General features: G+C 70.2%; 21 protein-coding genes. 15 read left to right on the top strand and 6 right to left on the bottom strand.

All coding sequences use genetic code 11. The features are described from left to right. The first annotated feature begins 23 nt into the window (after positions 1–23). The 5 genes from ACIBGM_RS23345 (at position 24) to ACIBGM_RS23325 (ending at position 6,658) form a co-directional block, all read left to right on the top strand. Positions 24–566: a PadR family transcriptional regulator gene (locus ACIBGM_RS23345; RefSeq protein ID WP_396386751.1), complete on the top strand. Its 543-nt coding sequence runs from the start codon at positions 24–26 to the stop codon at positions 564–566. Positions 567–681: 115 nt separating this feature from the next. Beyond that, positions 682–2,703: an FAD-dependent oxidoreductase gene (locus ACIBGM_RS23340; protein WP_396386750.1), complete on the top strand. Its 2,022-nt coding sequence runs from the start codon at positions 682–684 to the stop codon at positions 2,701–2,703. A 62-nt stretch (positions 2,704–2,765) separates the two neighbouring features. Continuing rightward, a complete protein-coding gene (locus tag ACIBGM_RS23335; RefSeq protein WP_396386749.1) occupies positions 2,766–3,581 on the top strand; it encodes an ABC transporter ATP-binding protein in 816 nt (271 codons plus the stop codon). A gap of 9 nt (positions 3,582–3,590) precedes the next feature. Further along, complete coding sequence (locus tag ACIBGM_RS23330) at positions 3,591–4,562, top strand: ABC transporter substrate-binding protein (RefSeq protein WP_396386748.1); 972 nt, start codon at positions 3,591–3,593, stop codon at positions 4,560–4,562. Next, the gene (locus ACIBGM_RS23325; RefSeq protein WP_360538290.1) at positions 4,559–6,658 is read left to right on the top strand and encodes an iron ABC transporter permease; all 2,100 of its coding nucleotides are present in this window, start codon (positions 4,559–4,561) and stop codon (positions 6,656–6,658) included. Before ACIBGM_RS23330 ends, ACIBGM_RS23325 begins: the two co-directional genes overlap by 4 nt. On the opposite strand, the gene ACIBGM_RS23320 is transcribed toward ACIBGM_RS23325, so the two are convergent. Then, positions 6,659–7,222, bottom strand: coding sequence for an HhH-GPD-type base excision DNA repair protein (locus tag ACIBGM_RS23320; protein WP_396386747.1), 564 nt, complete (start codon positions 7,220–7,222; stop codon positions 6,659–6,661). A gap of 120 nt (positions 7,223–7,342) precedes the next feature. Between ACIBGM_RS23320 and ACIBGM_RS23315 the strand changes: the two genes are divergently transcribed. Further along, positions 7,343–7,933, top strand: coding sequence for a TIGR03086 family metal-binding protein (locus tag ACIBGM_RS23315; RefSeq protein WP_396386746.1), 591 nt, complete (start codon positions 7,343–7,345; stop codon positions 7,931–7,933). Here the strand turns inward: ACIBGM_RS23315 and ACIBGM_RS23310 are convergent. Continuing rightward, positions 7,883–9,121 carry an FAD-dependent monooxygenase gene (locus ACIBGM_RS23310; protein ID WP_396386745.1) on the bottom strand — a complete coding sequence of 413 codons (1,239 nt, stop codon included), beginning with the start codon at positions 9,119–9,121 and terminating at the stop codon, positions 7,883–7,885. The genes ACIBGM_RS23315 and ACIBGM_RS23310 overlap by 51 nt on opposite strands. Positions 9,122–9,229: 108 nt before the next feature. Here ACIBGM_RS23310 and ACIBGM_RS23305 point away from each other — a divergent pair, with 108 nt between their 5' ends. Both ACIBGM_RS23305 and ACIBGM_RS23300 read left to right on the top strand, forming a co-directional pair. Then, positions 9,230–10,141: a GntR family transcriptional regulator gene (locus tag ACIBGM_RS23305; protein ID WP_396386744.1), complete on the top strand. Its 912-nt coding sequence runs from the start codon at positions 9,230–9,232 to the stop codon at positions 10,139–10,141. Continuing rightward, positions 10,142–11,050: a hypothetical protein gene (locus tag ACIBGM_RS23300; RefSeq protein ID WP_360538280.1), complete on the top strand. Its 909-nt coding sequence runs from the start codon at positions 10,142–10,144 to the stop codon at positions 11,048–11,050. Here the strand turns inward: ACIBGM_RS23300 and ACIBGM_RS23295 are convergent. Beyond that, positions 11,033–11,980, bottom strand: a complete 948-nt coding sequence (locus tag ACIBGM_RS23295; protein ID WP_360538278.1) for an NAD-dependent epimerase/dehydratase family protein — start codon at positions 11,978–11,980, stop codon at positions 11,033–11,035. The genes ACIBGM_RS23300 and ACIBGM_RS23295 overlap by 18 nt on opposite strands. Before the next feature lie 46 nt (positions 11,981–12,026). Here ACIBGM_RS23295 and ACIBGM_RS23290 point away from each other — a divergent pair, with 46 nt between their 5' ends. Together ACIBGM_RS23290 and ACIBGM_RS23285 are read left to right on the top strand one after the other, a co-directional pair. Next, positions 12,027–12,701: an SDR family oxidoreductase gene (locus ACIBGM_RS23290; protein WP_360538276.1), complete on the top strand. Its 675-nt coding sequence runs from the start codon at positions 12,027–12,029 to the stop codon at positions 12,699–12,701. A 127-nt stretch (positions 12,702–12,828) separates the two neighbouring features. Beyond that, positions 12,829–14,328 carry an LCP family protein gene (locus ACIBGM_RS23285; RefSeq protein WP_396386743.1) on the top strand — a complete coding sequence of 500 codons (1,500 nt, stop codon included), beginning with the start codon at positions 12,829–12,831 and terminating at the stop codon, positions 14,326–14,328. Here the strand turns inward: ACIBGM_RS23285 and ACIBGM_RS23280 are convergent. Continuing rightward, on the bottom strand, positions 14,316–14,723 hold the full coding sequence (locus ACIBGM_RS23280; RefSeq protein ID WP_396386742.1) for an SgcJ/EcaC family oxidoreductase: 408 nt from the start codon (positions 14,721–14,723) through the stop codon (positions 14,316–14,318). The genes ACIBGM_RS23285 and ACIBGM_RS23280 overlap by 13 nt on opposite strands. A gap of 141 nt (positions 14,724–14,864) precedes the next feature. On the opposite strand from ACIBGM_RS23280, the gene ACIBGM_RS23275 reads away from it, so the two are divergent. From ACIBGM_RS23275 to ACIBGM_RS23265, 3 genes are all read left to right on the top strand, one after another. After that, positions 14,865–15,242 (top strand): YciI family protein, encoded by a 378-nt coding sequence (locus tag ACIBGM_RS23275; RefSeq protein ID WP_360538270.1) that lies wholly within the window; start codon positions 14,865–14,867, stop codon positions 15,240–15,242. A gap of 44 nt (positions 15,243–15,286) precedes the next feature. Continuing rightward, positions 15,287–16,078: an alpha/beta hydrolase gene (locus ACIBGM_RS23270; RefSeq protein WP_360538268.1), complete on the top strand. Its 792-nt coding sequence runs from the start codon at positions 15,287–15,289 to the stop codon at positions 16,076–16,078. 240 nt (positions 16,079–16,318) lie between these two features. Then, on the top strand, positions 16,319–16,945 hold the full coding sequence (locus ACIBGM_RS23265) for a superoxide dismutase (RefSeq protein ID WP_360538266.1): 627 nt from the start codon (positions 16,319–16,321) through the stop codon (positions 16,943–16,945). Positions 16,946–16,999: 54 nt separating this feature from the next. Here the strand turns inward: ACIBGM_RS23265 and ACIBGM_RS23260 are convergent, their stop codons facing one another. After that, positions 17,000–17,782 carry an alpha/beta fold hydrolase gene (locus ACIBGM_RS23260; protein WP_396386741.1) on the bottom strand — a complete coding sequence of 261 codons (783 nt, stop codon included), beginning with the start codon at positions 17,780–17,782 and terminating at the stop codon, positions 17,000–17,002. 263 nt (positions 17,783–18,045) lie between these two features. Here ACIBGM_RS23260 and ACIBGM_RS23255 point away from each other — a divergent pair, with 263 nt between their 5' ends. Next, positions 18,046–20,346 carry a M4 family metallopeptidase gene (locus ACIBGM_RS23255; protein ID WP_396386740.1) on the top strand — a complete coding sequence of 767 codons (2,301 nt, stop codon included), beginning with the start codon at positions 18,046–18,048 and terminating at the stop codon, positions 20,344–20,346. On the opposite strand, the gene ACIBGM_RS23250 is transcribed toward ACIBGM_RS23255, so the two are convergent. Beyond that, positions 20,347–21,615, bottom strand: a complete 1,269-nt coding sequence (locus ACIBGM_RS23250) for an RNA polymerase sigma factor (protein WP_396386739.1) — start codon at positions 21,613–21,615, stop codon at positions 20,347–20,349. A 76-nt stretch (positions 21,616–21,691) separates the two neighbouring features. Between ACIBGM_RS23250 and ACIBGM_RS23245 the strand changes: the two genes are divergently transcribed. Further along, complete coding sequence (locus ACIBGM_RS23245; RefSeq protein ID WP_360538047.1) at positions 21,692–24,700, top strand: glycine--tRNA ligase; 3,009 nt, start codon at positions 21,692–21,694, stop codon at positions 24,698–24,700. Positions 24,701–24,715: the final 15 nt, after the last annotated feature.

Raw genomic sequence — 24,715 nt, 5'->3', positions numbered from 1 at the left:
GTTGCATAGGTACAGTGCCGACCATGGCGTTGGAGCACGCGATTCTGGTCTCACTGACCGAGCGGGCCGGGTCCGGTTACGAGCTGGCCCGGCGGTTCGACCGGTCGATCGGGTACTTCTGGCCGGCCACCCACCAGCAGATCTACCGGGTGCTGCGCCGGATGGACGAGGCCGGCTGGGTCCGGCACACCGAGATCGCGCAGGACGGCCGCCCGGACAAGAAGGTCTACCGGATCTCCACCGCCGGGAAGGCGGAGCTCGCCCGGTGGCTGGCCGAGGCCGAGGACCCCGCGGTCCTGCGGGACGGACTCGGCGTGAAGCTGCGGGGGGCGTCGTACGGCGATCCCGGCGTCGTGCTGCGTGAGGTCGAGCGGCACCGGGCCGAGCACGCCACCCGGCTCGAGGTCTACCGCGGGATCCAGAAGCGTGACTTCCCGAAGCCGGCCACGCTGAACGGCCGCGACCTGCACCAGTACCTGGTCCTCCGCGGCGGCGTCCGTGTCGAGGAGTCGTTCGTCGAGTGGTGCGACGAAGTGATCGAAGCCCTCCGGAAGGACGAGTCATGACTCTACTGATGCCACGCCTCCGGCGCGGCGGGTCATGGGGCTGGAACTCCCGGCCTTCCCTCGTCACTCCGGTCGCTTCGCTCCCTCCGCTCCTCAGTCCAGGCCGGGAGGCCCCATGACCGGCTACCGGCACCTGCTGGAGCCGCTCGATCTCGGGCATGTCGTGCTGCCGAACCGGGTGATCATGGGCTCGATGCACACCGGCCTGGAGGACCGGGCGAAGGATCTGCCGAAGCTGGCCGCGTACTTCGCCGAGCGGGCCCGCGGCGGCGTCGGCCTGATGGTGACCGGCGGCTACGCGCCGAACCGGACCGGCTGGCTCACGCCCTTCGGCTCCAGGCTCACGAGTCGGCGGCAAGCCCGCAAGCACCGGATCGTCACCGACGCGGTGCACGCCGAGGGCGGCCGGATCGCGCTGCAGATCCTGCACGCCGGCCGGTACGCGTACCACCCGTTGAGCGTCTCCGCCTCCGCGATCAAGGCCCCGATCAACCCGTTCAAACCCCGTGCCCTCACCGACCGCGGGGTGCAGAAGCAGATCAAGGCGTACGTCGACTGCTCCGCCTACGCCCGCGAGGCCGGGTACGACGGTGTCGAGATCATGGGGTCCGAGGGCTACTTCATCAACCAGTTCCTGTCCGAGCGCACCAACCAGCGGGCCGACCAGTGGGGCGGCAGCCCGGAGAACCGGCGCCGGATCGCGGTCGAGATCGTCCGCCGGACCCGGGAACGGGTCGGCGACGACTTCGTGATCATCTACCGGCTCTCGATGGCCGACCTGGTCGAAGGCGGCCAGAGCTGGGACGAGGTCGTTGCGCTGGGCAAAGAGATCGAGGCGGCCGGCGCCTCGATCATCAACACCGGCATCGGCTGGCACGAGGCCCGGGTGCCGACCATCGTGACCTCGGTGCCGCGGGCCGCCTTCACGTCGGTGACCGCCGCGTTCAAACCGCACGTGCGTATCCCGGTAGTCACGTCCAACCGGATCAACCTGCCCCAGGTCGCCGAGGAGGTGCTGGCCCGCGGCGATGCCGACCTGGTCAGCATGGCCCGGCCGTTCCTGGCCGACCCGGACTGGGTGCTCAAAGCAACCACCGACCGAGCCGACGAGATCAACGTCTGCATCGCCTGCAACCAGGCCTGCCTGGACCATGTGTTCGCCAAGCGGAAGGCGAGCTGCATGGTCAACCCGAGGGCGGCCCGTGAGACCGAGCTCCAGTTGCTGCCGACTCGCCGTACCAAGAACCTTGCGGTCGTCGGTGCGGGGCCGGCCGGGCTGGCCGCGGCGGTGACGGCGGCCGAGCGGGGGCACTCGGTGGAGCTGTTCGAGGCCGCCGACGAGATCGGCGGGCAGTTCGGGATCGCGCAGCGGATCCCCGGCAAGGAGGAGTTCGCCGAGACGATCCGGTACTACCGGCGCCGGCTCGAGCTGACCGGCGTCAAGCTGCACCTCGGCCGCCGCGCGACCGTCGACGACCTGGCCGGCTTCGACGAGATCGTGCTGGCCACGGGCGTCGTACCGCGCGTCCCGGCCATCCCCGGTATCGACCACCCGAAGGTCCTCTCGTACGTCGACGTCGTCCGCGACCGTCGACCGGTCGGAGCCACCGTCGCGGTGATCGGAGCGGGTGGGATCGGTGTGGACGTGAGCGAGTTCCTGACCACCGAGTCGTCGCCGGCGCTGGACATCGAGGCGTGGAAGGCCGAGTGGGGTGTGACCGATCCGACAATCGCGCCCGGCGCACTCACCAAGCCGCGGCCCGAGCCGTCGCCCCGGCAGGTCTACCTGCTGCAGCGCAAGACCGGGAAGATCGGCGCCGGCCTCGGCAAGACCACCGGCTGGGTGCATCGCGCCGCCTTGAAGAACAAGCAGGTCGAGCAGTTGCGGGGCGTCAACTACGAACGCATCGACGACGCCGGCCTGCACCTGACCTTCGGTCCGGATCGCAGGGATGCAAGGGTTCTGGACGTCGAGACCGTCGTCGTCTGCGCCGGCCAGGAGCCGGTCCGCGACCTCGCCGACGCGCTCCGGGACACCCGGCGCCCGGTCCACCTGATCGGCGGAGCCGACGTCGCCGCCGAGCTCGACGCGAAGCGTGCGATCGACCAGGCCACTCGGCTCGCGCTCACTCTGTGATCCCGTCCGGGCACTGAACGCAAAGCTGACAGTTCAATTAAGGTAAGGCTATCCTCTGCTCCATGCAGGAGACGGTGGGGCTGACAGGAGACGACCTGCGCCTCGGCTATCACGGCAAGCTGGTGGTCGACGGTGCGTCCCTGCGTATCGAGGCGGCCAGTGTCACCGCGCTGGTCGGTCCGAACGGCAGCGGGAAGTCGACGCTGCTGCGTGCCCTGGCCCGGCTCCATCACCCCGATGGCGGCCGGATCACCTTCCCGGACGGGGTGAACGCGCTCGACCTGTCCGCGAAGGAGTTCGCCCGCAAGGTCACGCTGCTGTCGCAGTCGCGGCCGACTCCCAACGGCGTGAGCGTGCGCGACGTCGTCGGGTACGGCCGGCATCCGCACCGCGGGCGCTGGCGGACCGACGACCCGGACGGCAAGCGGGCCATCGACCACGCGATGGCGGTCACCGGGGTGACCGCGATGGCGGACCGGGCGGTCGACGAGCTGTCCGGAGGCGAGCTGCAGCGCGTGTGGCTCGCGACCTGTCTGGCGCAGGACACCGGCGTCCTGCTGCTCGACGAACCGACCACGTTCCTCGACCTGCGCTACCAGATCGAGATCCTCGACCTGATGCGCGAGCTCGCCGACCAGCATGGGGTCGCGGTCGGCGTCGTACTGCACGACCTGAACCAGGCCGCCGCCGTCGCGGACCGGATCGCACTGCTCGATCGAGGGCGGGTACGTGCGTCCGGCACGCCGGAGGAGGTGCTCGAGGCCGATGCGCTGTCCGAGACCTACGGCATCCGCATCGAGGTCGGCACCGACCCGGCCACCGGCCTCGTCACCACCCGCCCGATCGGCAAGCATACAAGCCGCGTCACCACTATCTGAGGGTCAAAGATGAAGAGAACCACTGCTCTGCTGGCTGCTGCCCTGTTCGCGCTGACGGCGTGCGGGACGAGCGAACCCGCCACCACCGACGCCGGCGCGCAGACCACGGCCCAGCCGGTCTCGGTCACCGACGCGCGCGGCAAGAAGGTCGACCTGAAGGCGCCGGCCACCAAGGTGGTCGGCCTGGAGTGGGGCGCGATCGAGAACCTGATCACCCTCGGCGTGATGCCGGTCGGCGTCGCCGACGTGAAGGGCTACACCGCCTGGGTGACCGCGGAGAAGCTCGACGCCTCGGTGAAGGATGTCGGCACCCGCGGCGAGTCCAGCGTCGACGCGATCGCCGCGCTCAGCCCGGACCTGATCATCACCACCACCGACGAGTCGGCGAACTCGATCACCCAGTTCGAGAAGATCGCCCCGGTGCTGGTGATCCGCGGCGCGGACGCGGCCAACGCGATCCCGCAGATGAAGACCAACCTGGAGCTGATCGGCAGCGCGATCGGCAAGACCGACCAGGCCAAGCAGGTCAACGCCGACTTCGACAAGGCGGTTGCCGAGGGCAAGCAAAAGATCGCCGACGCGGGCAAGGCCGGCGAGAACTTCACCATGGCCGACGGCTGGAAGCAGGGCAGCACGATCTCGGTCCGGATGTACACCACCGGCTCGCTGCTCGGCGCGGTGACCACCGAGCTCGGCCTGAAGAACGGCTGGACCGGCGCCGGTGACAAGGACTACGGGCTGGCCCAGACCGACCTCGAGGGCCTGACCAAGCTGCCGAACGGCAACTTCCTCTACATCGCCAACAACGCCGACGGCGGTGACGTGTTCGGCGGCGACCTGGCCAAGAACGCGATCTGGAAGAACCTGCCGTTCGTGAAGAGCGACGACGTGCACCGGCTGCCGGACGGCATCTGGATGTTCGGCGGCCCGAAGTCCACCCAGCAGTTCATCGACGCAACCGTCCAGGCAGTCACCTCTTGACCCAGACGACCGCCCCGAGGCCTGATCTCCAGGTCTCCGAGGCACTGCAGCAGCCGGTACGGCGGCTCCGGGTGGCGACCGTCTTCGTGATCGCCACGGTCGTCGCCGTACTGCTGGCTGCTGTGCACCTCACCCAGGGCACGTCGTCGGTGAACGCCGGCGACCTGCTCCGGCTGCTGGTCGGCCAGGGCACGGACAACTCGGCCAACGTGCTGATCGCGTCCCGGCTGCCCCGGCTGCTGGCCGGTGTCCTGGTCGGCGTCGCGCTCGGCTTCGCCGGCGCCGGCCTCCAGTCGCTGGCCCGGAACCCGCTCGCTTCGCCGGACACGTTGGGGGTCAACGCCGGGGCCTATCTCGCGGTCGTGGTCGTGGCCGCGTTCGGGGTTTCGCTGCCGGTGCTGCCCGCCGGGGGAGTCGCCTTCCTCGGCGGGCTGGCGGCGGCCGTCCTGGTCCTCGCCTTGTCGGCGGGCGGCTCGTCCGGGCCGACCCGCCTGATCCTGGCCGGTTCGGCCGTCGCGATGGCGCTGGCCGGGGTCACCACTCTGCTCTTGCTGCTGTACCGCGAGGAGACGGTCGGCACGTTCGCCTGGGGAGCGGGCACGCTGGTCCAGACCGACCTCAACGCGGTCGGCCAGATGACGCCGGTCGTGGTGGTCGGCATCATCGCTTCGTTGCTGCTGGCACCGAAGCTGGACATCCTCGGGCTCGGCGACGACACCGCGTCGGTGCTCGGCGTTCACGTACGACGGGTGCGCGTGCTGATCACCCTCGTCACGGTCCTGCTGTCGGCCGCGGCCGTCACAGTCGCAGGACCGATCGGCTTCGTTGGGCTGGTCGCGCCGGTGCTGGTCCGGCTGATCGCTCCGCTGGTGCCGGGCCTGCTGCGGCACCGTGTGCTGCTTCCACTGAGCGGGCTGGCCGGTGTGCTGGTCGTGCTCAGCGCGGACGTCGTACTCCGGGCTTTGCTCGGTGGTCAGGCCGGGGTGGAGATCCCGACCGGTGTGATGACGATGATGGTCGGCGCGGCCGTGCTGGTGTGGCTGGCGCGGCGGTACCGGGACTCTGGTCCGAGCCGGACGCCGGGTGGCGCGAGCTCAGGCCTGCGTAGCCGGCGGACGTTCTGGATCGTCACGGCTGTGCTTGTGACGCTGTTGTTCGTGGCCGGCGTCCTGGCGATGCTGGCCGGCGACGCGTTCCTGCGCACGGGCGACGTGCTGAACTGGATCAACGGTCGTTCCGGGCGGGCGATCACCTATGTTCTCGACCAGCGGTTCCCCCGCGTGGTGGCCGCCGTACTGTGTGGTGCGGCCCTGGCGATCGCGGGTACGACGGTCCAGGCGGTGTGCCGGAATCCGTTGGCCGAGCCGGGCATTCTCGGCATCACCGGTGGCGCCGGCGTGGGTGCCGTGATCACCCTCGTGCTGTTGCCAGCAGCAAGCATTTGGCTGCTGTCCGGCGTCGCAGCAGTAGCTGCGCTGGCTACCTTTGCGCTGGTCTACGTGGTGTCGTGGCGGGGTGGTCTGAGCTCCGACCGGCTGGTGCTGATCGGTGTCGGGGTGTCCTCGGGGGCGACCGCGATCATCACGTTGCTGATCGTGGCCACGGATCCGTGGAACCTCAGCCTGGCGATGACTTGGTTGTCCGGCAGCACCTACGGGCGGACGCTGCCGCAGGTGGTGCCGGTCGCGCTCGCGCTGCTTGTCCTGACCCCGCTGATCGTGCACTCCCGGCGCGAGCTCGATCTGCTGGCGCTGGACGACGACGTACCGCGGATTCTCGGCGTACGGCTCGAGCGTCAGCGGCTGACCGCGTTGTTGTGCGCGGCGCTGCTGACTGCGGCGGCGGTGTCCGCGATCGGGGTGGTCGGATTCGTCGGACTGGTCGCACCGCACGCGGCGCGGGCACTTGTCGGCGGCCGGCACAATCGGATCCTGCCGGTCGCGGCGTTGCTCGGCGCGATCCTGGTCAGCGTCTCGGACAGCCTCGGCCGCACGCTGCTGGCCCCGGCGCAGATCCCGGCCGGCCTGCTGACCGCGCTGATCGGAGCGCCGTACTTCGTCTACCTGCTCTGGCGGACCCGGGTCCCGAACCGCTGATCAGGTCGCCTTCGCGGCCGCCTTCTTCGCCTGCTTGTACTCACGGACCTTCAGCAGCGAGTCCGCGTCCACGACGTCCGCGACCGAGCGGTACCCGTCGAGCGCGTAGTCGCCGGCGGCCGCTTCCCAGCCCTCGGGCCGGACGCCGAGCTGCTTGGCCAGCAGTGCGACGAAGATCTGCGCCTTCTGCTTGCCGAAACCGGGCAGCTCCTGGACCCGCTTGAGCAGCTCCTTGCCGGTCGTCGGCTCGGTCCACAGCCGCGTCACGTCACCGTCGTACTTGGTCTCGACCAGCGCGGCCAGCTCCTGCAGCCGGGCCGCCATCGAGCCGGGGAACCGGTGGATCGCCGGGGGCTGGGAACACAGCTCCTTGAACGCCTCCGGGTCGGCGGCGGCGATCGCCGCCGGGTCGAGGGTGCCGAACCGGCTGAGCACCTTGTAGCCGCCGCGGAAGGCGTGCTCCATTCCGTACTGCTGGTCCAGCATCATCCCGAGCACGACTGCGAACGGGTACTCGTCGAGGACGCGGTCGGCGTCCGGCACGTTGGCGATCTGGAAGCCCATCGCCGCATCATCTCACGGGCCTGCGGGGCGCGGGATGTCCCTTGTGCTCGCCGCAGGTCCCTGCCGAAACACCCCGAACCCGCCTATGCTCAGCCGGGGGCGCCGACGGGAGGAGCACGGATGGAGATCCGGGATCTGGATCGTAGGGCCGGAGCGGTACTCGGGGAAGTGGTGATGCAGGTACGCCCCGAGCAGCTGTGGTTCCCGACCCCCTGCCCGGACTGGACCGTCCGCGGCCTGCTCCGGCACATCGTCAGCGAGAACGAGGGCTTCGCCGCCGCGGCGCTGAACGGGTCGGCGCCGCTGCAGGCCTGGAACGGCGGCCGGCTCGGCGACCACCCGTCCGGCGCCTACCGGCGGTCCAACGCGCGGATCGCGGACGCGTTCGCCGACGGCGGCGCGCTGGACCGGCTGATGGAGGTCCGCGAGTACGGTTCGTTCCCGCGCCGGATCGCGCTGACCTTCCACCTGCTCGACTGCGTCGTCCACGCCTGGGACCTGGCCCGGGCGATCGACGTCACGTACGACCCGCCGCCGGACCTGGTCGAGCAGGGGTTCGCCTTGGCCCGCAAGATCCCGGACACCGACGCCGTCCGGGGTCCCGGCGCCGCGTTCGAGCGCAGCGTCAAGGTCCCCGGTGACGCGTCCGACTTCGACCAGTTACTCGGTCTCCTCGGCCGTAACCCCGACTGGGTCTCGCCACTGGACTGAGCAGTCCTTCAGCTCGATCCTGTCCGGTACGGCGGCCGCCATCCTCGCCAGCGCCGGAGCGAGCAGCCGCGACGTCATCAGCCGGGTCGAGGCGTCGCGGAACCGGATGCCCAGTGCGGTCATCGGCATCGCCATCTTGATCCCGCCCGGCGGGAGCTCCATCCGCTGGTCGACGTACGCCTGCATCTCAGCCTGGTACGACGGGAACGCCCGGACATGATCGCCGTCCGCGGCGGCCAACTCGCCCGCGAGGACGTACGCGCCGACAAGGGACAACGCGGTGCCGTGGCCGGCCAGCGGCGAACCGCAGTAGCCGGCGTCACCGACGAGGACGACGCGGCCGCGTGACCAGTCCGGAACGACGACCCGGCTGGTGCTGTCGAAGTAGAAGTCGTCCGCGTCGGGGAGCGCGGCGAGGATGTGGCCGGTGTGCCAGCCGAGACCGGTGAATCGCCGTACCAGCAGGGCTTTCAGCGCGTCGACGTCGTGCCGGTCGTAGTTGAGCAAGGGGGAGCGGAAGCTCAGCAGGGCCTTGGCGTACCGCTCGTCGTGGTCCGGCCGGAGTCCGACCCAGCGACCGCCGGGAGCGGAGTAGATCTTCATCCAGTGGTTCAGCGGCTCGGGTGACTCGACGGTGAAGAAGGACGTGTAGCCGCCGAGGTGGTGGACGAAGTCTTCCTCCGGCCCAAAGGCGAGCTTCCGGACCCGGGAGTGCACGCCGTCCGCACCGACGACCAGGTCGAACCGGCGCCGGGTGCCGCTGGTGAAGGTGACGTCGACGCCGGTCGCGTCCTGGTCCAGCGCGGCGATCGAGTCGCCGTACAGGTACTCGATGTCGTTGCTGGTCGCGTCGTGCAGGATGCCGGCCAGGTCGCCGCGGAGGATCTCGATGTCGGCGATCGCACCCGCGCCGTCGAGCAGTTCGACCGACATCTCGGCGGCAGTGCGGCCGTCGGCCCGCATGTACGCAAGGCCGCGCTCGTGCAGTTGGGCCTTCTTGATCGCCGGCATCAGGCCCATCCGCTCGGCCACCACCTTGGAGGTCCCGCGGATGTCCACGGTCTGCCCGCCGGGCCGCGGCGACGGGGCGAGCTCGACGATCGTCGGGGTGAACCCCTGCCGCCGCAGCCAGTACGCCAAGGCCGGTCCGGCGATCCCGCCGCCGGAGATCAGAACGGTCTTCGTCATCGTGGTTCCTCTCGTGGAGCTAGTGCACGTACGCTGTACACGTACACCGTGAAGCGCACTACTCGCCGAGTCCAACTACGGGGGGAGCGCACTAGTGCAGGAGGCTTGATGAGTGAGGCGCCGTACCAGGTGATCGCGGCCGAGATCCGGCGCCGGATCGAGGCGGGCGAACTGGCTGCGGGCGATCGGGTGCCGTCCACGCGGGGGCTCGTCCGCGAGTTCGGCGTGGCGATGGCGACCGCCACGAAGGCGCTTCAGGTGCTTCAGCAGCAGGACCTCGTCCACGCCCAGCCGGGCGTCGGCACCGTGGTCGGGTCGCCGCCCGCCGCGGTCCGGCCGACCCGGGAGCAGCCGCTCGAGCTCAACCGCGAGCAGGTCGTTCGGCGGGCGATCGCGATCGCCGATGCCGAGGGGCTGGCCGGGGTGTCGATGCGCCGGATCGCGGCCGAGCTCGGGGTGTCGACGATGGCGCTGTACCGGTACGTCGGCGGCAAGGAGGCGCTCGTCCTGCGGATGGTCGACACCGCGATCGGCGAGTTCCCGTTCCCGGCCAAGCCGGCGACGACGTGGCGAGCGGGGATCGAGACCGCGGCCCGTCTGCAGTGGGCGGCGTACCGGCGGCATCTCTGGCTGGCGAGCGCGATCAGCCTGAGCCGTCCGCAGGCGCTGCCCAACCTGCTGCCGCACACCGACGCCGTACTACGTGCACTAGGTCCGTTCGGCCTCGACGGCAGTACGGCGCTCTACACCGCGATCACGGTGTTCGCGTACGTCCGGGGCGTCGCGCTGGCGATGGAGGCCGAGGTGCAGGCCGAGCAGGACACCGGGATGACCGCCGACGAGTGGGCCGACGAGCACCTGGACCCGATCAGCACGATGATCAGCCTCGAGGGCCTGGCCGGATTCCGGGCCGTGTTCCAGCCCGGTTTCGACTTCGACTACGACCTCGACCGACTGTTCGAGTTCGGTCTCGAACTGGTTCTGGACGGGCTCGAAGTAAAGCTGTCCCGGCTACGCTGAGTGCTGACAGTGTCGACCGCCGCGGAGGTGCCGATGGAGCCGGTGTACGCGCCCGACGTTCCCGACGGCGTACGGCGGCTGTACCGGAACCGGCCCGAGTTGTTCGTCCCGGCCGGGCAACCGAAGCCGAAGCGGGAGACGTCCTGGTCGGTCGCGCCCGGGAACACCTTCGGGACCTTGCTGGTCTGGCTGGCGGTCTGCGTCGGCGGTTGGATCCTCGCCCTCATCGTGATGGCCGCGACGCTGCCGGCGGAGGTGGCAGCCTGGTCCGCCGTCGTACTGGCCGGGATCGCCGGCGTCGCCACGGTCGGCGTCCTGGTCAAGACCGGGGTCGAGGACCGCGGCCACAAGGCGGTCCGGCTGCAGCACGGCAAGTACCTGCTGCCGGAGGACTTCGACGAGGAGGCCGGCCGGCTGCTCGGCCGGGGGCAGCGCGCGGTGAAAACGGTGCTTGAGGCAACAGTCACCCGGCAGGGCTTGCTGGACGACGTGAAGAACGACCTGGTGCTGCCCGAACAGCTCTGGGACATCGCGCAGGTGCTGCGCGAGCAGACCGCGCTGCGGGCCCGGCAGCGCGAGGTCGCGCGTGGGATGGCGACCGCCGAGCTGGAGGCCGTGCTCGGACCGCAACGCCGGGCACTCGCGCTCTCGGTGGAGGCGATCAAGCGCAAGGTCGACCTGCTCGACCGGTACGCCGACCGGGTCCGCTCGGCCGACGCCGCCCTCCGCGCCGAGGCCGCGCTGGGGGACGGCGACCGCTACATCGAGCTCCTCGCCCGCACCGAACCGGCCGGCGACACCTCCATCGTCCAGGGCTTCGCCGACGAGGCGAGCGCGCTCCGCGACACCCTGACCCGCAGCATCAACGCCGCCCGCGACGCCGGCCGGACTCTAGCGCTCCCCGAGTAGGCGCTGCTCCTCTTCAGGTGAGAGACCGAAACCGAGATCGGGCTCGCCGCGCCCCTGGTCCCAGGCGATCAGGTCGGCGAGCGTCTGCCGCAGTGGCGTGACCGGCATGCCGGCGGCCCGAGCCTTCGCCGGGTTGCGGCGGCGCTCGCCCCACTCAGCCTCGGGCTCGATCAGCGGGAAGCGCGGCGGTACGGCGTCGGTCGGGATCTGCACCAACTCGACAGTGCTGCCGGACAGGTCGGCAGAGATCTCGATCAGTTCGGCGATGGTGGTGAACGGGCCGACCGCGTTGAACGCACCGGACCGATCGTCCGTGACCAGCTGCACCACGAGTCGTCCGAGGTCGCGGCTGTCGGTGAGTTGCAGCGGTTGCTCCGGCTTCGTCGGCAACGCGACCCGGCCGCCTCGGGCACCACGCCGTACCCAGTAGAGGACTGTGCTCGCCGTGTCGCCGGGACCGGTCACCCGTCCGGGCCGCACGATCGTCGCGCGGTCGCCGTACCTCTCCAGGACGTCGTCCTCGCAGGCGACCTTGCACATGCCGTAGGTGTCGTTGTCGAGGAACTCGGCCGCGCGCATCGGGGGCCGGCGGGTTGCGGTCTCGTCGGTGCCGGCCGGCAGGTCGCGCACGTAGACGGCGTGGCTCGAGATGAACACGTACCGTCCGATCCGGTCGCCGAGCACGTCCATCGCGTCGTCGACGTGCCGGCTCTGGTAGCCGCTCAGGTCGACGACCGTGTCCCACTCGCCGGTCCGCAGCGACTCGTAGTCACCGGTGTCGCGGTCGCCGACCAACTGCGTCACCTCCGGCGGCAGGTCGGTCCCGCTCTTGCCCCGGCTGAACGACGTCACCTCGGCGCCCTGCCCGAGCGCGTCCGCCACGACCGCGCGCCCGACGAACCCGTTCCCGCCCAGCATCAGAATCCGCACAACCGCCGACCCTAACGCGGCGGTGCGCCCCGATAGGCTCGGGGCCATGGATGAGACGGTGGTGGTTGCCGGAGGCACCGGTGCGTTGGGCGCGGCGGTGACCGCGGAGTTCCTGCGGTCCGGGTGGCGGGTGGTCGTCCCCGGACGGACCGAGGAGTCGCTGGCCCGGCTCGGCACGGATCCGGGGCTGAACCCGATCGTCGCCGACCCCTTCGACCCGGCCGGTACGGCGGACGTCGTCGCGCTCGCCACCTCCGACGAGAGCGCACCGCTGACCGCGCTGGTCAACCTGGTCGGCGGGTTCGCGTCCGGGGCGCGGGTGCACGAGACGCCGGTCGAGGACTTCGAGCGACTGCTCCGGCTCAACCTGCGTCCGACGTACCTGATCACCCAGGCAGTGCTGCCGCACCTGCTCGCCGGCGGCGGCGGAGCAATCGTTTGTACGTCGAGCGGCGCGGCGCTGCGGCCGTTCTCCGGTGCGGCCGGGTACATCACCGCGAAGGCCGGGGTGCTCGCCTTCGCCGACGCCCTGCACGCGGAGTACGCGGCCGACGGCATTCGGGTGAACACGATCATCCCCGGCACCATCGACACCCCGGCCAACCGGGCCGCGATGCCGAAGGCCGACACCAGCCGCTGGAGCCCGCCCGAACGCATCGCCGTCGTGGTCCGCACCCTCGTCGAAACCCCGGGCCTTTCGGGCAGTCACCTCCCCGTGTGACAACCGATCACCCCTGTAACACGTCTGAGGAGGTACAGGTGCGGGTACTTGACGCACACTGGATCTGGGGACATCTGGGGACGGCGACAGGGGAGCCATGGGGAAACGTGGTGCGGAGACTTCCGAGGTGGCTGATGCCGTTCCGCCGCGCCGGCCGCGGTCGGTGCCGAGGCTGCTCGGGCTGACGCTGCTCGGCGCCCTGCTCCCCGGGACCGGACTCATCGCCGGCGGTCGCCGCCGGATCGGCGCGTTGATCCTGATCCTGACCCTTGGGCTGGTCGGCCTCGGTGTGTACGTCGGCCTGACCCGGCGCGAGGACGTGCTCGCGGCGAGCGTCGTACCGAGCCGGCTGCTGATGGCCTCGGTCGCGATCGGCGCGCTCGCGGTGCTCTGGATGGCGGTGATCGTCGCGTCGCACCGCTCGTTGCGTCCGGCAACAGGTGGGGCCGTCGGCCGGGCCGTCGGGGCGCTGTTCGTCGGGATGCTGTGCTTCGCGATCGCGGTGCCGGCGGCCATCGGCGTACAGAGTGTGCTGGCGCAGCGCGACCTGGTCCAGGACGTGTTCGTCGCGCAGGGCGAGGGCAAGAGCGCGACCCGGCCGACTGAGATCGACACCAAGGACCCGTGGGAGGACAAGCCGCGGCTGAACCTGCTGCTGCTCGGCGGCGACGACGCGCCGAGCCGGCCCGGGGTCCGGACCGACACGGTGATCGTGGCGAGTATCGACACCAAGACCGGCAACACCGCGCTGATCTCGATGCCGCGGCAACTGACCTTCATGCCGTTCCCGAAGGACTCGCCGCTGCACGAGATCTACCCGAACGGCTACGGCCAGGAAGGGCTCAGCCTGGAGGGCCGGCTGGAGTGGATGCTGACGGCGATGTACCAGAACATCCCGGCCGCGCACCCCGGAATCCTCGGCCCGTCCGACAACGAGGGCGCAGACGTCCTGAAGCAGTCCGTCGGGGAGGCGATCGGGCTCAAGCTCGACTACTACGTGCAGGCCAACTTGAAGGGGTTCGCCGAACTCGTCGACGCGCTCGGCGGCATCACCGTCAACGTCAACGAGCGGGTCGCGATGGGCGGCGTCAGCAGCTCACACATCCCGCCCAGCGAGTGGATCGAGCCGGGTCCGAACCAGCACCTCGACGGGCGGCACGCGCTGTGGTTCGCCCGCGGCCGGTACGGCGCCGACGACGACCAACGCCAGATCCGGCAGCGCTGCGCGATCAAGGGCATCGTCGACGCGGCCGACCCGCAGACCCTGGTGACCAAGTACAAGGCGATCGCCAGGGCCGGCCAGCAACTGCTGCGCACCGACATCCCGCAGGAACTGCTGCCCGCGCTGGTCGAGCTGGGCTTGCGGGTGAAGTCGGGGACTGTCTCGAACGTCCACCTCGACGCCGGCAAGCTGCGGCTGAAGTACCTGCACCCGGACTACGACGCCCTGCGCGACACGGTCGAGGCGGCCCTCGAGCAGCCCACGCCGCCGGCCACCACCGCCCCGAAGACGACGCCGGGCACGACCAAGCCCACCCGCAAGCCGACCACCATTGCGACGCCGGCTCCCACCCAGGACCTCGTCGACGCCTGCGCCTACCACCCGGACGGCGATCAGCCGAACTGAATCGGCGTCGTCTGAGCCAGCGCCAGCCGCCAACCCTCCGAGGTCCGCAGTGCCGCGTAGGTCAACGCGCCCCTGGCCGGCAGTGCGTCCGGGGCGGCATCCGCTCGCTCGTCGTGGACCGTCTTGACGCAGCTCACCAGGGCGACGTCCTCGGTGAGCGCCCGGACGTCGACGATCTCGACGCTGGTCCGGACGTCCTTCAGGTCGGAGCCGAGCGCCGCGGCCATCGCCTGGCTGAACGCGTCCCGCCCGAACAGCCGCCGCCCGGCGATGTTGACGATCACCATCTCGGACGTGTGCAGGCCGGGCAGCACCTCCGCGTCGCTCTGCGCTTTGTCGGCGTGTTCGACCAACTCGCGGATGGCCTGCTCGTCCTGCGTGCTCAGTTCAGTCATGCACGACAGTGTTCAACCTCAAGTTTGGTCGAGGTCAAGGATGGCCGATGATCTGAGTTTCTCGCGCCGCGGGTGTCGATCTGGCGATGAACCGCTCGACGTGAGAGTAAGGATCAGACCGACACGACGAGGAGCACTGCGATGCGATACATGATCATCAACAAGGCGGACGCCGACAGCGAGGCCGGCAAGTTCCCGCCGGACGAGATCGCCGAGGCGGTCGGCCAGGCCGTCGAGGCGATGTCCAAGGCCGGCGTCCTGCTGTTCGCCGAAGGCGTCCACCGCAGCGCGCTGGGCGCCCGCGTCAAGGTCGACGCCGGCAAGCGCACCGTCACCGACGGCCCCTTCGCCGAGACCAAGGAGCTCATCGGCGGCGTCATCGTCGTCGAGGTCCGCAACCGCGACGAAGCCATCGAATGGGCCGCCCGCCTCGCCGAAGCCCTCACCAGCGAGGTAGAAGTCCGCCGCGTCGTCGAGGAAGCCGACTTCGACCCCAACTCGGACCTCTACCAGAACTGACCGAGCCCGTGTCCATCCGGCGGGGTGCCGTTCGTGGTGATGCCATGAACAACACACTGGAAGTTCCCGGAGCGGAGTTGTACTACGAGGTGCGGGGGAGTGGGCCGTTGGTCGTCCTGGTAGGGGCGCCGATGGATGCGGACTCGTTTGCGCCGTTGGCGGAGTTGCTGGCGGTGGATCACACCGTACTGACCACCGATCCGCGGGGGATCAACCGCAGTCGGCTGCACGGTGTGGGGTCCACGCCGGAGGAGCGGGCCGGGGATCTTGCGCGGCTGATCGAGTACGTCGATGCCGGGCCGGCGACCGTGTTCGGGTCGAGTGGGGGTGCGGTCACGGCCTTGGCGCTGGCACAGGAGTATCCGGAGCTGGTGAGTGCGGTGATCGCGCACGAGCCGCCGCTGGACACGCTGGTCGACGACGCGGACGAACTGCTGGCGGCGACCGAGCGGATGATTGCCGACTACCTGGCCGGTGACGTGCTCGGCGCCTGGCGGCAGTTCTTCGTGATCGCGAACATCCAACTGCCGGACGACATGCTGCAGATGATGTTCGGTGGTGAGCGCGATCCGCGGGTGGTGGCCGACGAGCGGTTCTGGTTCGAGCACGAGCTGCGGGCGAGTGTGACCTGGAAGCCGGACCTTGGCGCGCTGCGGGACGGCGGGGTCCGGATCGTGGCCGGGATCGGGGCGGAGTCGGGCGGCCAGCTGTGCGACCGGACCACGACCGCGCTGGCTGCCGGGCTCGGGATCGAGCCGACCCGGTTCCCCGGTGACCACATCGGGTTCGCGGAGGACCCGGCGCCGTTCGCCGCCGTACTGCGGCCGCTGCTCTGAGATGAGACTCCGCCCGTGGCTCCGAGGGCGGAGTATGTGAAGCTGGTGGTGACCGGTGCGGGCCTGTGTGAACGGGCCTGGACCGGGCACTGGTCGGACGTGCCCGCCGGGACCTGAGAGATGCACCACCTGGCCCGCGTGGCGCCTTGACCTCAACCGTGGTTGAAGTTTCAAGCTGGTGCCGCTGAACAAGGACATCGGAGATACCGGCCCTCGCGGGGCCCCGACGAAGGAGCAGAGTTGACCACGTACACGCTTCCCGACCTCCCCTACGACTACGGCGCACTGGCGCCGTCGATCGCCGGCGAGATCATGGAGCTGCACCACTCCAAGCACCACCAGACCTACGTGAACGGCCTGAACGACACCCTGGAGAAGCTGGCCGCGGCCCGCGAGAAGGGTGACTTCGGCGCGATCGTCGGGCTGGAGAAGTCGCTCGCCTTCAACCTCGGCGGGCACGTCAACCACTCGATCTTCTGGAAGAACCTGTCCCCGGAGGGCGGCGACAAGCCAGACGGTGAGCTGGGCGCCGCGATCGACGAGTACTTCGGTTCGTTCGACGGCTTCCAGGCCCACTTCACCGCGGCGGCGACCACCATCCAGGGCTCCGGCTGGGCGATCCTCGGCTGGGACGCGCTGGCCGGCCGGCTGCTCGTCCACCAGCTGTACGACCAGCAGGGCAACCTGCCGGCCGGGCAGATCCCGATCGCCATGCTGGACATGTGGGAGCACGCCTTCTACCTGCAGTACAAGAACGTGAAGCCGGACTATGTGAAGGCCTGGTGGAACGTGGTGAACTGGGCCGACGCGCAGGCCCGCTTCGACGCGGCCCGCGGCAACGCCGGCGGCCTGATCACCGTCAGCTGAGCGAACAGCACCGAGGGGCGCCCGGACCAGGTGGTCCGGGCGCCCCTGCTGTTTTCAGCGCAGGAAGCCGGCGATCACCGGTGCGATGGCCGACGCCTTGATGACGTGGTTCTGACCGGGCACTTCCTCATGCTTCGCACCCGGTACGGCGGCCGCGAGCGCCCGCACCGAGGTCTTCATCCAGCCCGGGCTCTTGCCGCCGTTGACGACCAGGACCGGCTGGTCGATGCTCGCCCACTGCGATGCGTCCAGCGGCTGCCCGAAGCAGTTCTCGCCGAGCATCGCCGCGTCGTACGGCAGGGTGTTTGCGACCGCCTTCATGCCTTTCCAGCCCGGCATCAGCTTCATCAGCGCGACCACGAACCCGGGCAGCCCGATGCCCTTGGTCATGAAGTACTTCACCGCGTCGCCCGGACCGAGCGCCCCCAGGTCGGACACCCAGGTCCGCGGGATCGGCTTGCGGCTGTCGTCCACGACGTACGGCGGCTCGAACGCGACCAACCGCGTGATCGGCAGCCCGGCCTCGGCAGCCCGGAGCGCCAGTGCCGCGCCCGACGACGTGCCGTAGACGTACGCCGATCCGCCGGCCGCCTCGATCACGGCAGCCAGGTCCTCGATCTCGCGCTCGATGTCGTACTCGGCCTGGTCGCCGCTGTCGCCGCGGCCGCGCCGGTCGTAGTTGTAGACGGAGAACCCGGACGCCAGCTGCTCGGCCAGGTCCGGCATCGGGCCCTGAGCTCGGCTGCACAGCGCGCCGTCGACCAGTACCAGTGCGGGGCCGTCGCCACGCCGGTCGTAGGCGATCGTCGTACCGTCCTTCGAGACAACAGTGTTCATAGTCGAATCCTCCCGCGTCGTGGCTTGGCCTCACCGACGCGTCGAACATCGGTCGCGAAAATCGACCGCGGTGTAGGAAATCCCGTGCCGAGTGTGACTTAGGCCACAATAAGGTCGCGCAGCGCGTCTGTCAGATGACAGTCTGCAGTCAGTACAAGCGTCCGCCCCCGCTTGTCGCCTCGCATGGGCGGACGTTCCGGCTGGGGACGGGCTTGGGGGCCCTCGTGACGTTCCCGGCGCCTGACGGAACTGGGAGGAACCCCGTGAAAGTACGCACCTGGCTGGCCGGCCTTGCCGCCGGCGCAGTCGCACTGACGCTCACCTCACCCGGGCTCGCGAACAGCGCCCCGCCGGATCCGGTGGCCCAGAGCCCCGAGGTCCGCAAGCTCGACGGCCCGGCCGGCGGTGGCGCCGGCCTGGTCACCAAGCGCGACTCGCTCGGCCGCGCGCACTCGATCCGGCCCGCGACCCCGCTGAAGGCGCCGGCGTCGGTGGCGTCGAAGGCCGCCCGGTCGGCGACCAGCAAGCCCGACTCGCTGGCCGTCGCCAAGGCCCAGGTCGCCACGGTTGCGCCGTACTTCGGCGCCCGCCCCGCGGACCTGGTCGCCACCACCAGCACGCTGACCGAGTACGGCTCGCAGACCCGCTTCCAGCAGACCGTCGACGGCGTCCCGGTGTACGGCGGCGAGATCGTCACCAACCTCGACAAGGCCGGCTCGCTCGAGTCCGCCAACGGCGAGGTCACCCTGGCCACGTACGGCGCTTTCCCCGCCGCCGACAAGGTGGACGCGGCCAAGGCGGCCGCCACGGGTTCCGCCGTACAGGCTGTGGCGCAGCGGGCGAAAGTCGACGCCGGCAAGCTGTCGTCCGAGTTGATCGGTCCGCGCTGGTTCGACCTCGGCCTGATGTCCCGCCAGCCCGGTTCGGTCGCCATCCCGGTCTACATGTTCGAGGTCCACGGCCCTGGTGACGTGCGTTGGCAGGCGATGGTGCACGCCTCGGCCGGTAAGGCGCTGCTCGCCTGGAACCTGAACGCGAACATCAACCGGGTCGTCTGCGACGCAAACCGGGCGATCATCGAGACCGGCTACGAGGACGTTCGCTGCGGCACGGTGTTCCAGCCGACCCGCGTCGAGGGCGGCCCGCCGTCGACCGTTACCGACGTCAACCAGGTGTTCGAGTTCTTCGGCGACACCTCCGACACCTACGCCGCGCTCGGCACCGACCTGACCGAGCTGATCGGCGTGGACTACGGCGACGGCCTGGGCAAGGCGCTGCGCGGCACGGTTCGGGTCTGCGTCGAGGGCGGCTGCCCGTTCGCGAACGCGTTCTGGAACGGCGAGCAGATGGCCTTCGGCGAGGGCGTGAGCACCGACGACGTGACCGGCCACGAGCTGACCCACGGCGTCACCCAGCACACCTCCGGCCTGGCCTACCTGTGGGAGGCGGGCGCGATCAACGAGGCGTTCTCCGACATCCTGGGCGAGTTCGTCGACCTGACCAACGGGTCGGCCGACGACATCCCGGCGAACCGCTGGCAGATCGGCGAGGGCTCCAGCCTGGGCGTGATCCGGAGCATGTCCGACCCGACCCGGTACAACGATCCGGACCGGATGCGCAGCGCGAAGTGGTTCGACGACACGTTCTTCCAGGACAACGGTGGCGTGCACAGCAACTCCGGAGTGGCGAACAAGGCGGCGTACCTGATCGCGGACGGCGGCGCGTTCAACGGCCAGAAGCTGCTCGGCATCGGCCTGGCCCGCTCCGAGGTGCTGTGGCACGAGACCCAGAAGGTGCTCACCACCGGCGCCGACTACGGCGACCTGGCCGAGGGGCTGCGGGCGACCTGCGCCAAGCTCGCCAAGAAGAGGAAGTCGGGTATGACCAAGGCCGACTGCGCCCAGGTCGAACTGGCCGTCAAGGCCACCGAGATGGACTTCGAGCCGACGATCGGCAAGCCGGCTCAGGCGCCGGTCTGTGACACCAACGGTGCGAAGGCCAAGAACCTGTTCAGGACCAGCTTCGCCGAGTACCCCGACGGCAAGGTGGTCCGGGACGAGGGCTGGGTGCTGGGCAAGGCCGAGGGCCTGGACGGTTCGCTGGTCGACACGTCGTACTCCCTCGACGGCGACGACTCGATGCTCGGCGTGGCGACCGACCCGGAGGGCTCGATCAGCCTGCAGACCGCGAACGGGACGAAGATCAAGAAGGCGAAGACGTACCTGCGCTTCACGCACGCGTACAACTTCTACAACGTGTTCGTCATCTTCGGCGTCCGCACCGGCGCCGCCACCCTGGAGTACTCCGACAACGGTGGCGCGACCTGGAAGGACAGCGCGGGGCTGAGCTGGGTCAACGGCCCGACCGTCGACGAGAACTTCGCCGACGAGCCGGCTGCCTGGCACGGCAACTCGGGCGGCTGGGAGACCAGCCGGCTGGACCTGACCGAGTTCCAGGGCAAGCAGCTCAAGTTCCGCTGGACCGAGCACGGCAAGGACTTCGCCGACCTGATCCCGGCGAACTGGTGGCTCGACAACGCCGCCGTCTACACCTGCTCCAAGTAGTCAGCAGGCCGCGGCGCGTTCCAGCAGGAGCGTGCGTTCGCGTTCGTTGCGAGTGAGTGCGGCGGCCTTCTCGAACTCGGCTCGGGCCTCGTCGAGCCGGCCGAGTTTGAAGAGGAGGTCGCCGCGCACACTCGGCAGCAGGTGGTAGTCCTTCAGTGACGGCTCGTCCGCGAGCGCGTCGACCGACTCGAGCCCGCGCTCGGGGCCGAACGCCATCGAGATCGCGACCGCCTGGTTCAGCTCGACCACCGGTGACGGAGTGACCTGCGCGAGTACGGCGTACAGGCCGGCGATCCGCGCCCAGTCGGTGTCGTCGGGGTCCGCCGCGCGGGCGTGGCAGGCGGCGATTGCGGCCTGCAGCAGGTACGGCCCGGGCGGTTTGTCCAGCGCCCAGGCCCGGTCGAGTCCTTCGAGACCGCGGCGGATCAGCAGGCGGTCCCAGCGCCGGCGGTCCTGGTCGAGCAGCAGGACGGGTTCGCCGTCCGGGCCGATCCGGGCGTTGGCGCGCGAGGACTGGAGCTCCATCAGCGCGAGCAGGCCGTGGACCTCGGGCTCCTGCGGCATCAGCTCGGCCAGCAGCCGCCCGAGGCGCATCGCCTCGTTGCAGAGCGCCGGCCGCATCCAGTCGTCACCCGCGGTCGCCGAGTAGCCCTCGTTGTAGATCAGGTAGACGACCTCGAGCACGGACGTGAGCCGCTCGAGCAGGTCGTCACCGGACGGCACCTCGAACTCGACGCCCGCCTTGGCCAGGTTGCGCTTGGCCCGGACGATCCGCTGGGCGATCGTCGCCTCCGGCGCGAGGAACGCGCGGGCGATCTCGTCGGTCTTCAGGCCGCCGAGCAGCTTCAGCGTCAGCGTCACCCGGGCGTCCATGGTCAGCACCGGGTGGCAGGCGGTGAACACCAGCCGGAGCAGGTCGTCTTCGATGTGGTCCTCGAGGATCGCCTCGACCTGGTCTTCGACGCTGTCCTCCACTCCATTGCTGTCGATCTCGAGCTCGTGGCCCATCTCGGCGAGCTTGCGCTGGTAGGTCTCCTTGCGCCGGATCAGGTCGATCGCGCGCCGCTTGGCGATCGCCATCAGCCAGGCGCCGGGGTTGTTCGGCACACCGGACTCCGGCCACTGCTCCAGCGCCGCCACCAGCGCGTCCTGGGCCAGCTCCTCGGCCAGGCCGACGTCCCGCACGATCCGGGCCACCCCGGCGATGATCCGGGCCGACTCGATCCGCCAGACCGCGTCAACGGCCCCATGAGCCTCCACAACCGTCACGCGCCGATAGTAGTCCGGCCACTCGCCGTCGGCGGGGGCCGAATAGACTTCCTCCCGATACCCCTCGGAAGAACGCTTGAGGTTTGTTGTGCTCACCATGCAGGACGCGCTGCTGGCGCTGACGAAGTACTGGACCGACCGCGGGTGCATGGTCGTGCAGCCGTTCAACACCGAGGTCGGCGCCGGAACGCTGAACCCGGCGACGATCCTGCGGGTGCTCGGTCCCGAGCCGTGGCGGGTCGCCTACGTCGAGCCGAGTGTCCGGCCCGACGACAGCCGGTACGGCGAGAACCCGAACCGCCTGCAGACGCACACCCAGTTCCAGGTGGTGCTCAAGCCGGACCCGGGCAACCCGCAGGAGCTGTTCCTGAACAGCCTGACCGCGCTCGGGATCGACATCGACGCGCACGACGTCCGGTTCGTCGAGGACAACTGGGCCAACCCGGCCACCGGCTCCTGGGGACTGGGCTGGGAGGTCTGGCTGGACGGCCTGGAGATCACCCAGTTCACCTACTTCCAGCAGGCCGGCGGGATGACGCTGGACCCGGTGTCGGTGGAGATCACCTACGGCATCGAGCGGATCATGATGGCGCTGCAGGGCGTCTCGCACTTCAAGGACATCGACTACGCCCCCGGCATCTCGTACGGCGAGGCGTTCGGCCAGGCCGAGTACGAGATGAGCCGGTACTACCTCGACGACGCCGACGTCGAGAGCCAGAAGCGGCTGTTCGAGGAGTACGCGAGCGAGGCTCGCCGGATGCTCGACGCCCGGCTGCCGGTGCCCGCGCACGTGATGGTGCTGCGCTGCTCGCACACCTTCAACGTGCTCGACGCCCGCGGCGCGGTGAGTACGACGGAGCGCGCCAAGGCCTTCGGCCGGATGCGTGGGCTGGCCCGTGAGGTGGCTCAGCTGTGGGCCGAGCGCCGTACCGAGCTCGAGCACCCGCTGGGGATCGCCGAGCTGCCCGCGGCGGCGCCGGAGCCGACCGAGTTCCCGGTCAGCACCGGGACGCGTCAGCTGACGTTCGAGATCGGCACCGAGGAGATGCCGCCGTCGGAGGTCACCAAGACCGCCGAGGCGGTCCGGACCGCGCTGACCGAGAAGCTGGCCGCGACCCGGCTGCGCCACGGCGACATCACGGCGTACGCGACGCCTCGCCGGGTGGTTGCGTTCGTGACGAGCGTCCAGTCCGGTGAGCCGGACGCGGAGCGGGTGGTCCGCGGCCCGCGGAAGTCGGCTGCGTACGACGCCGACGGCAACGTCACCAAGGCCGCCGAAGGATTCGCCCGCGGCCAGGGTGTCGACGTCAGCGAGCTGCACGACCTGGACGTCGACGGCGTCGAGTACGTCGCGGTGACCAAGCCCGACCCGGGTCGCGGCGCGGCCGAGGTGCTGAGTGGCGTGCTGAGCGAGATCGTCAGCGGCCTGCGCTCGGACAAGAACATGCGGTGGAACGACGCCAAGCTGTCGTTCACCCGGCCGGTCCGCTGGCTGGTCGCGTTGCTCGGCGACCAGGTGGTGCCCGTCTCGGTGTCGTCGCTGGCCGCCGGCCGGACGACGCGAGTGCACCGGACCGCGGCGCAGCCGCAGGTGGAGATCGCGGCCGCCGAGGGGTACCTGGACCTGCTCCGGATCCACGGCATCGAGGCCGACCCGGCTCGTCGCCGGTCCCAGATCGTCGAGGCCGCGCAGGAGCTGGCCAAGGGCGTCGGCGGCGTGATCGACGTCGAGGGTGAGTCCGCGCTGATCGACCAGATCGTCAACCTGGTCGAGGAGCCGACCGCGATCCTGGGCGGATTCTCCGCCGACTACCTGACCCTGCCGGGCGAGATCCTGACCACCGTGATGCGCAAGCACCAGCGGTACCTGCCGGTGCGGGACGGCGACGGCAAGCTGCTGCCGTACTTCGTTGCCGTCGCCAACGGTTCGGTCGACGAGGACGTCGTCCGCGGTGGCAATGAGGCGGTGCTGCGGGCGCGCTACGAGGACGCCGCGTTCTTCTGGCGGGCCGACCTGGAGACGCCGCTGGAGACGATGAAGGGCGAGCTGGAGAAGCTGGCCTTCGAGGAGCGGCTCGGCTCGATGGCCGACCGCGCGTCCCGGATCGGCCGGATCGCGACCTCGCTGGCCGCGGTCGTGGGGCTGGACGGCGACGACCTGACCACGCTGCAGCGGGCAGCCGAGCTGGCGAAGTTCGACCTCGGCTCGCAGATGGTCGTGGAGCTGACCAGCCTGGCCGGCACGATGGCCCGCGAGTACGCGCAGCGCGCTGGTGAGACCGAGGCCGTGGCGCAGGCGCTCTACGACATGGAGCTGCCGCGCTCCGCCGGTGACCCGGTGCCGTCCACCACGCCGGGTGCGCTGCTCGCGCTGGCCGACCGGTTCGACCTGCTGGCCGGCCTGTTCGGCATCGGCGCGAAGCCGACCGGTAGCTCCGACCCGTTCGCGCTGCGGCGTGCGGCCGCCGGTGTGGTCGCGATCCTGCGCGAGCACCCGGAGCTGAAGGCGATCACCCTCGCCACCGGTCTGCAGGCCGCCGCCGCGGAGATCGGTGCCCAGGGCATCGACGTGCCGGCGGACTCGCTCGACGAGGTCGCCGAGTTCACCGTGCGGCGGTACGAGCAGCAGCTGATCGATCGCGGCGACGACCACCACCAGGTGGCCGCGGTGTTGCCGCTGGCAACGGCTCCGGCGGTCGCGGACGAGACATTGGCCGCGCTGCAGGAGTTGGTCACCAGCACGGACTTCGCCGACCTGGTCGCCGTCCTGCAGCGGGTGCGCCGGATCGTCCCGGAGGGCACGGAGGCGTCGTACGACGCGGGCAAGCTCACGGAGCCGGCTGAGGTCGTCCTGCACGAGGCAGTGCAGAAGGTCGGCCAGGCGCCGACCGCGCTGGCCGACTTCGCCACCGCAGCGTCGGTCCTGGTCGAGCCGGTCACCACGTTCTTCGACGAGATCCTGGTGATGGCCGAGGACCCGGACCTGCGGGCCGCGCGGCTCGGGCTGCTGGCGACGATCAGCTCGCTGGCCGCTCCGGTGCTCGACTGGCAGGCGCTGGGCACCAGCCTCAGCCCCGCTGAGTGAGTGCGCTGACCGCGC

The sequence above is a fragment of the Kribbella sp. NPDC050470 genome (assembly GCF_044458365.1).
Classification (GTDB): domain Bacteria; phylum Actinomycetota; class Actinomycetes; order Propionibacteriales; family Kribbellaceae; genus Kribbella.
Note: the sequence above shows the minus strand (reverse complement) of the source record. Positions and strands in the feature narration are given on the sequence as shown.

What these genes read in the sequence shown, in the direction of transcription:
- ACIBGM_RS23345 (WP_396386751.1), top strand. Translation starts at nt 24, where the DNA reads ATGGCGTTGGAGCACGCGATTCTGGTCTCACTGACCGAGCGGGCCGGG.
- ACIBGM_RS23340 (WP_396386750.1), top strand. Translation starts at nt 682, where the DNA reads ATGACCGGCTACCGGCACCTGCTGGAGCCGCTCGATCTCGGGCATGTC.
- ACIBGM_RS23335 (WP_396386749.1), top strand. Translation starts at nt 2,766, where the DNA reads ATGCAGGAGACGGTGGGGCTGACAGGAGACGACCTGCGCCTCGGCTAT.
- ACIBGM_RS23330 (WP_396386748.1), top strand. Translation starts at nt 3,591, where the DNA reads ATGAAGAGAACCACTGCTCTGCTGGCTGCTGCCCTGTTCGCGCTGACG.
- ACIBGM_RS23320 (WP_396386747.1), bottom strand. Translation starts at nt 7,222, where the DNA reads ATGGGCTTCCAGATCGCCAACGTGCCGGACGCCGACCGCGTCCTCGAC.
- ACIBGM_RS23315 (WP_396386746.1), top strand. Translation starts at nt 7,343, where the DNA reads ATGGAGATCCGGGATCTGGATCGTAGGGCCGGAGCGGTACTCGGGGAA.
- ACIBGM_RS23310 (WP_396386745.1), bottom strand. Translation starts at nt 9,121, where the DNA reads ATGACGAAGACCGTTCTGATCTCCGGCGGCGGGATCGCCGGACCGGCC.
- ACIBGM_RS23305 (WP_396386744.1), top strand. Translation starts at nt 9,230, where the DNA reads ATGAGTGAGGCGCCGTACCAGGTGATCGCGGCCGAGATCCGGCGCCGG.
- ACIBGM_RS23290 (WP_360538276.1), top strand. Translation starts at nt 12,027, where the DNA reads ATGGATGAGACGGTGGTGGTTGCCGGAGGCACCGGTGCGTTGGGCGCG.
- ACIBGM_RS23280 (WP_396386742.1), bottom strand. Translation starts at nt 14,723, where the DNA reads ATGACTGAACTGAGCACGCAGGACGAGCAGGCCATCCGCGAGTTGGTC.
- ACIBGM_RS23275 (WP_360538270.1), top strand. Translation starts at nt 14,865, where the DNA reads ATGCGATACATGATCATCAACAAGGCGGACGCCGACAGCGAGGCCGGC.
- ACIBGM_RS23270 (WP_360538268.1), top strand. Translation starts at nt 15,287, where the DNA reads ATGAACAACACACTGGAAGTTCCCGGAGCGGAGTTGTACTACGAGGTG.
- ACIBGM_RS23260 (WP_396386741.1), bottom strand. Translation starts at nt 17,782, where the DNA reads ATGAACACTGTTGTCTCGAAGGACGGTACGACGATCGCCTACGACCGG.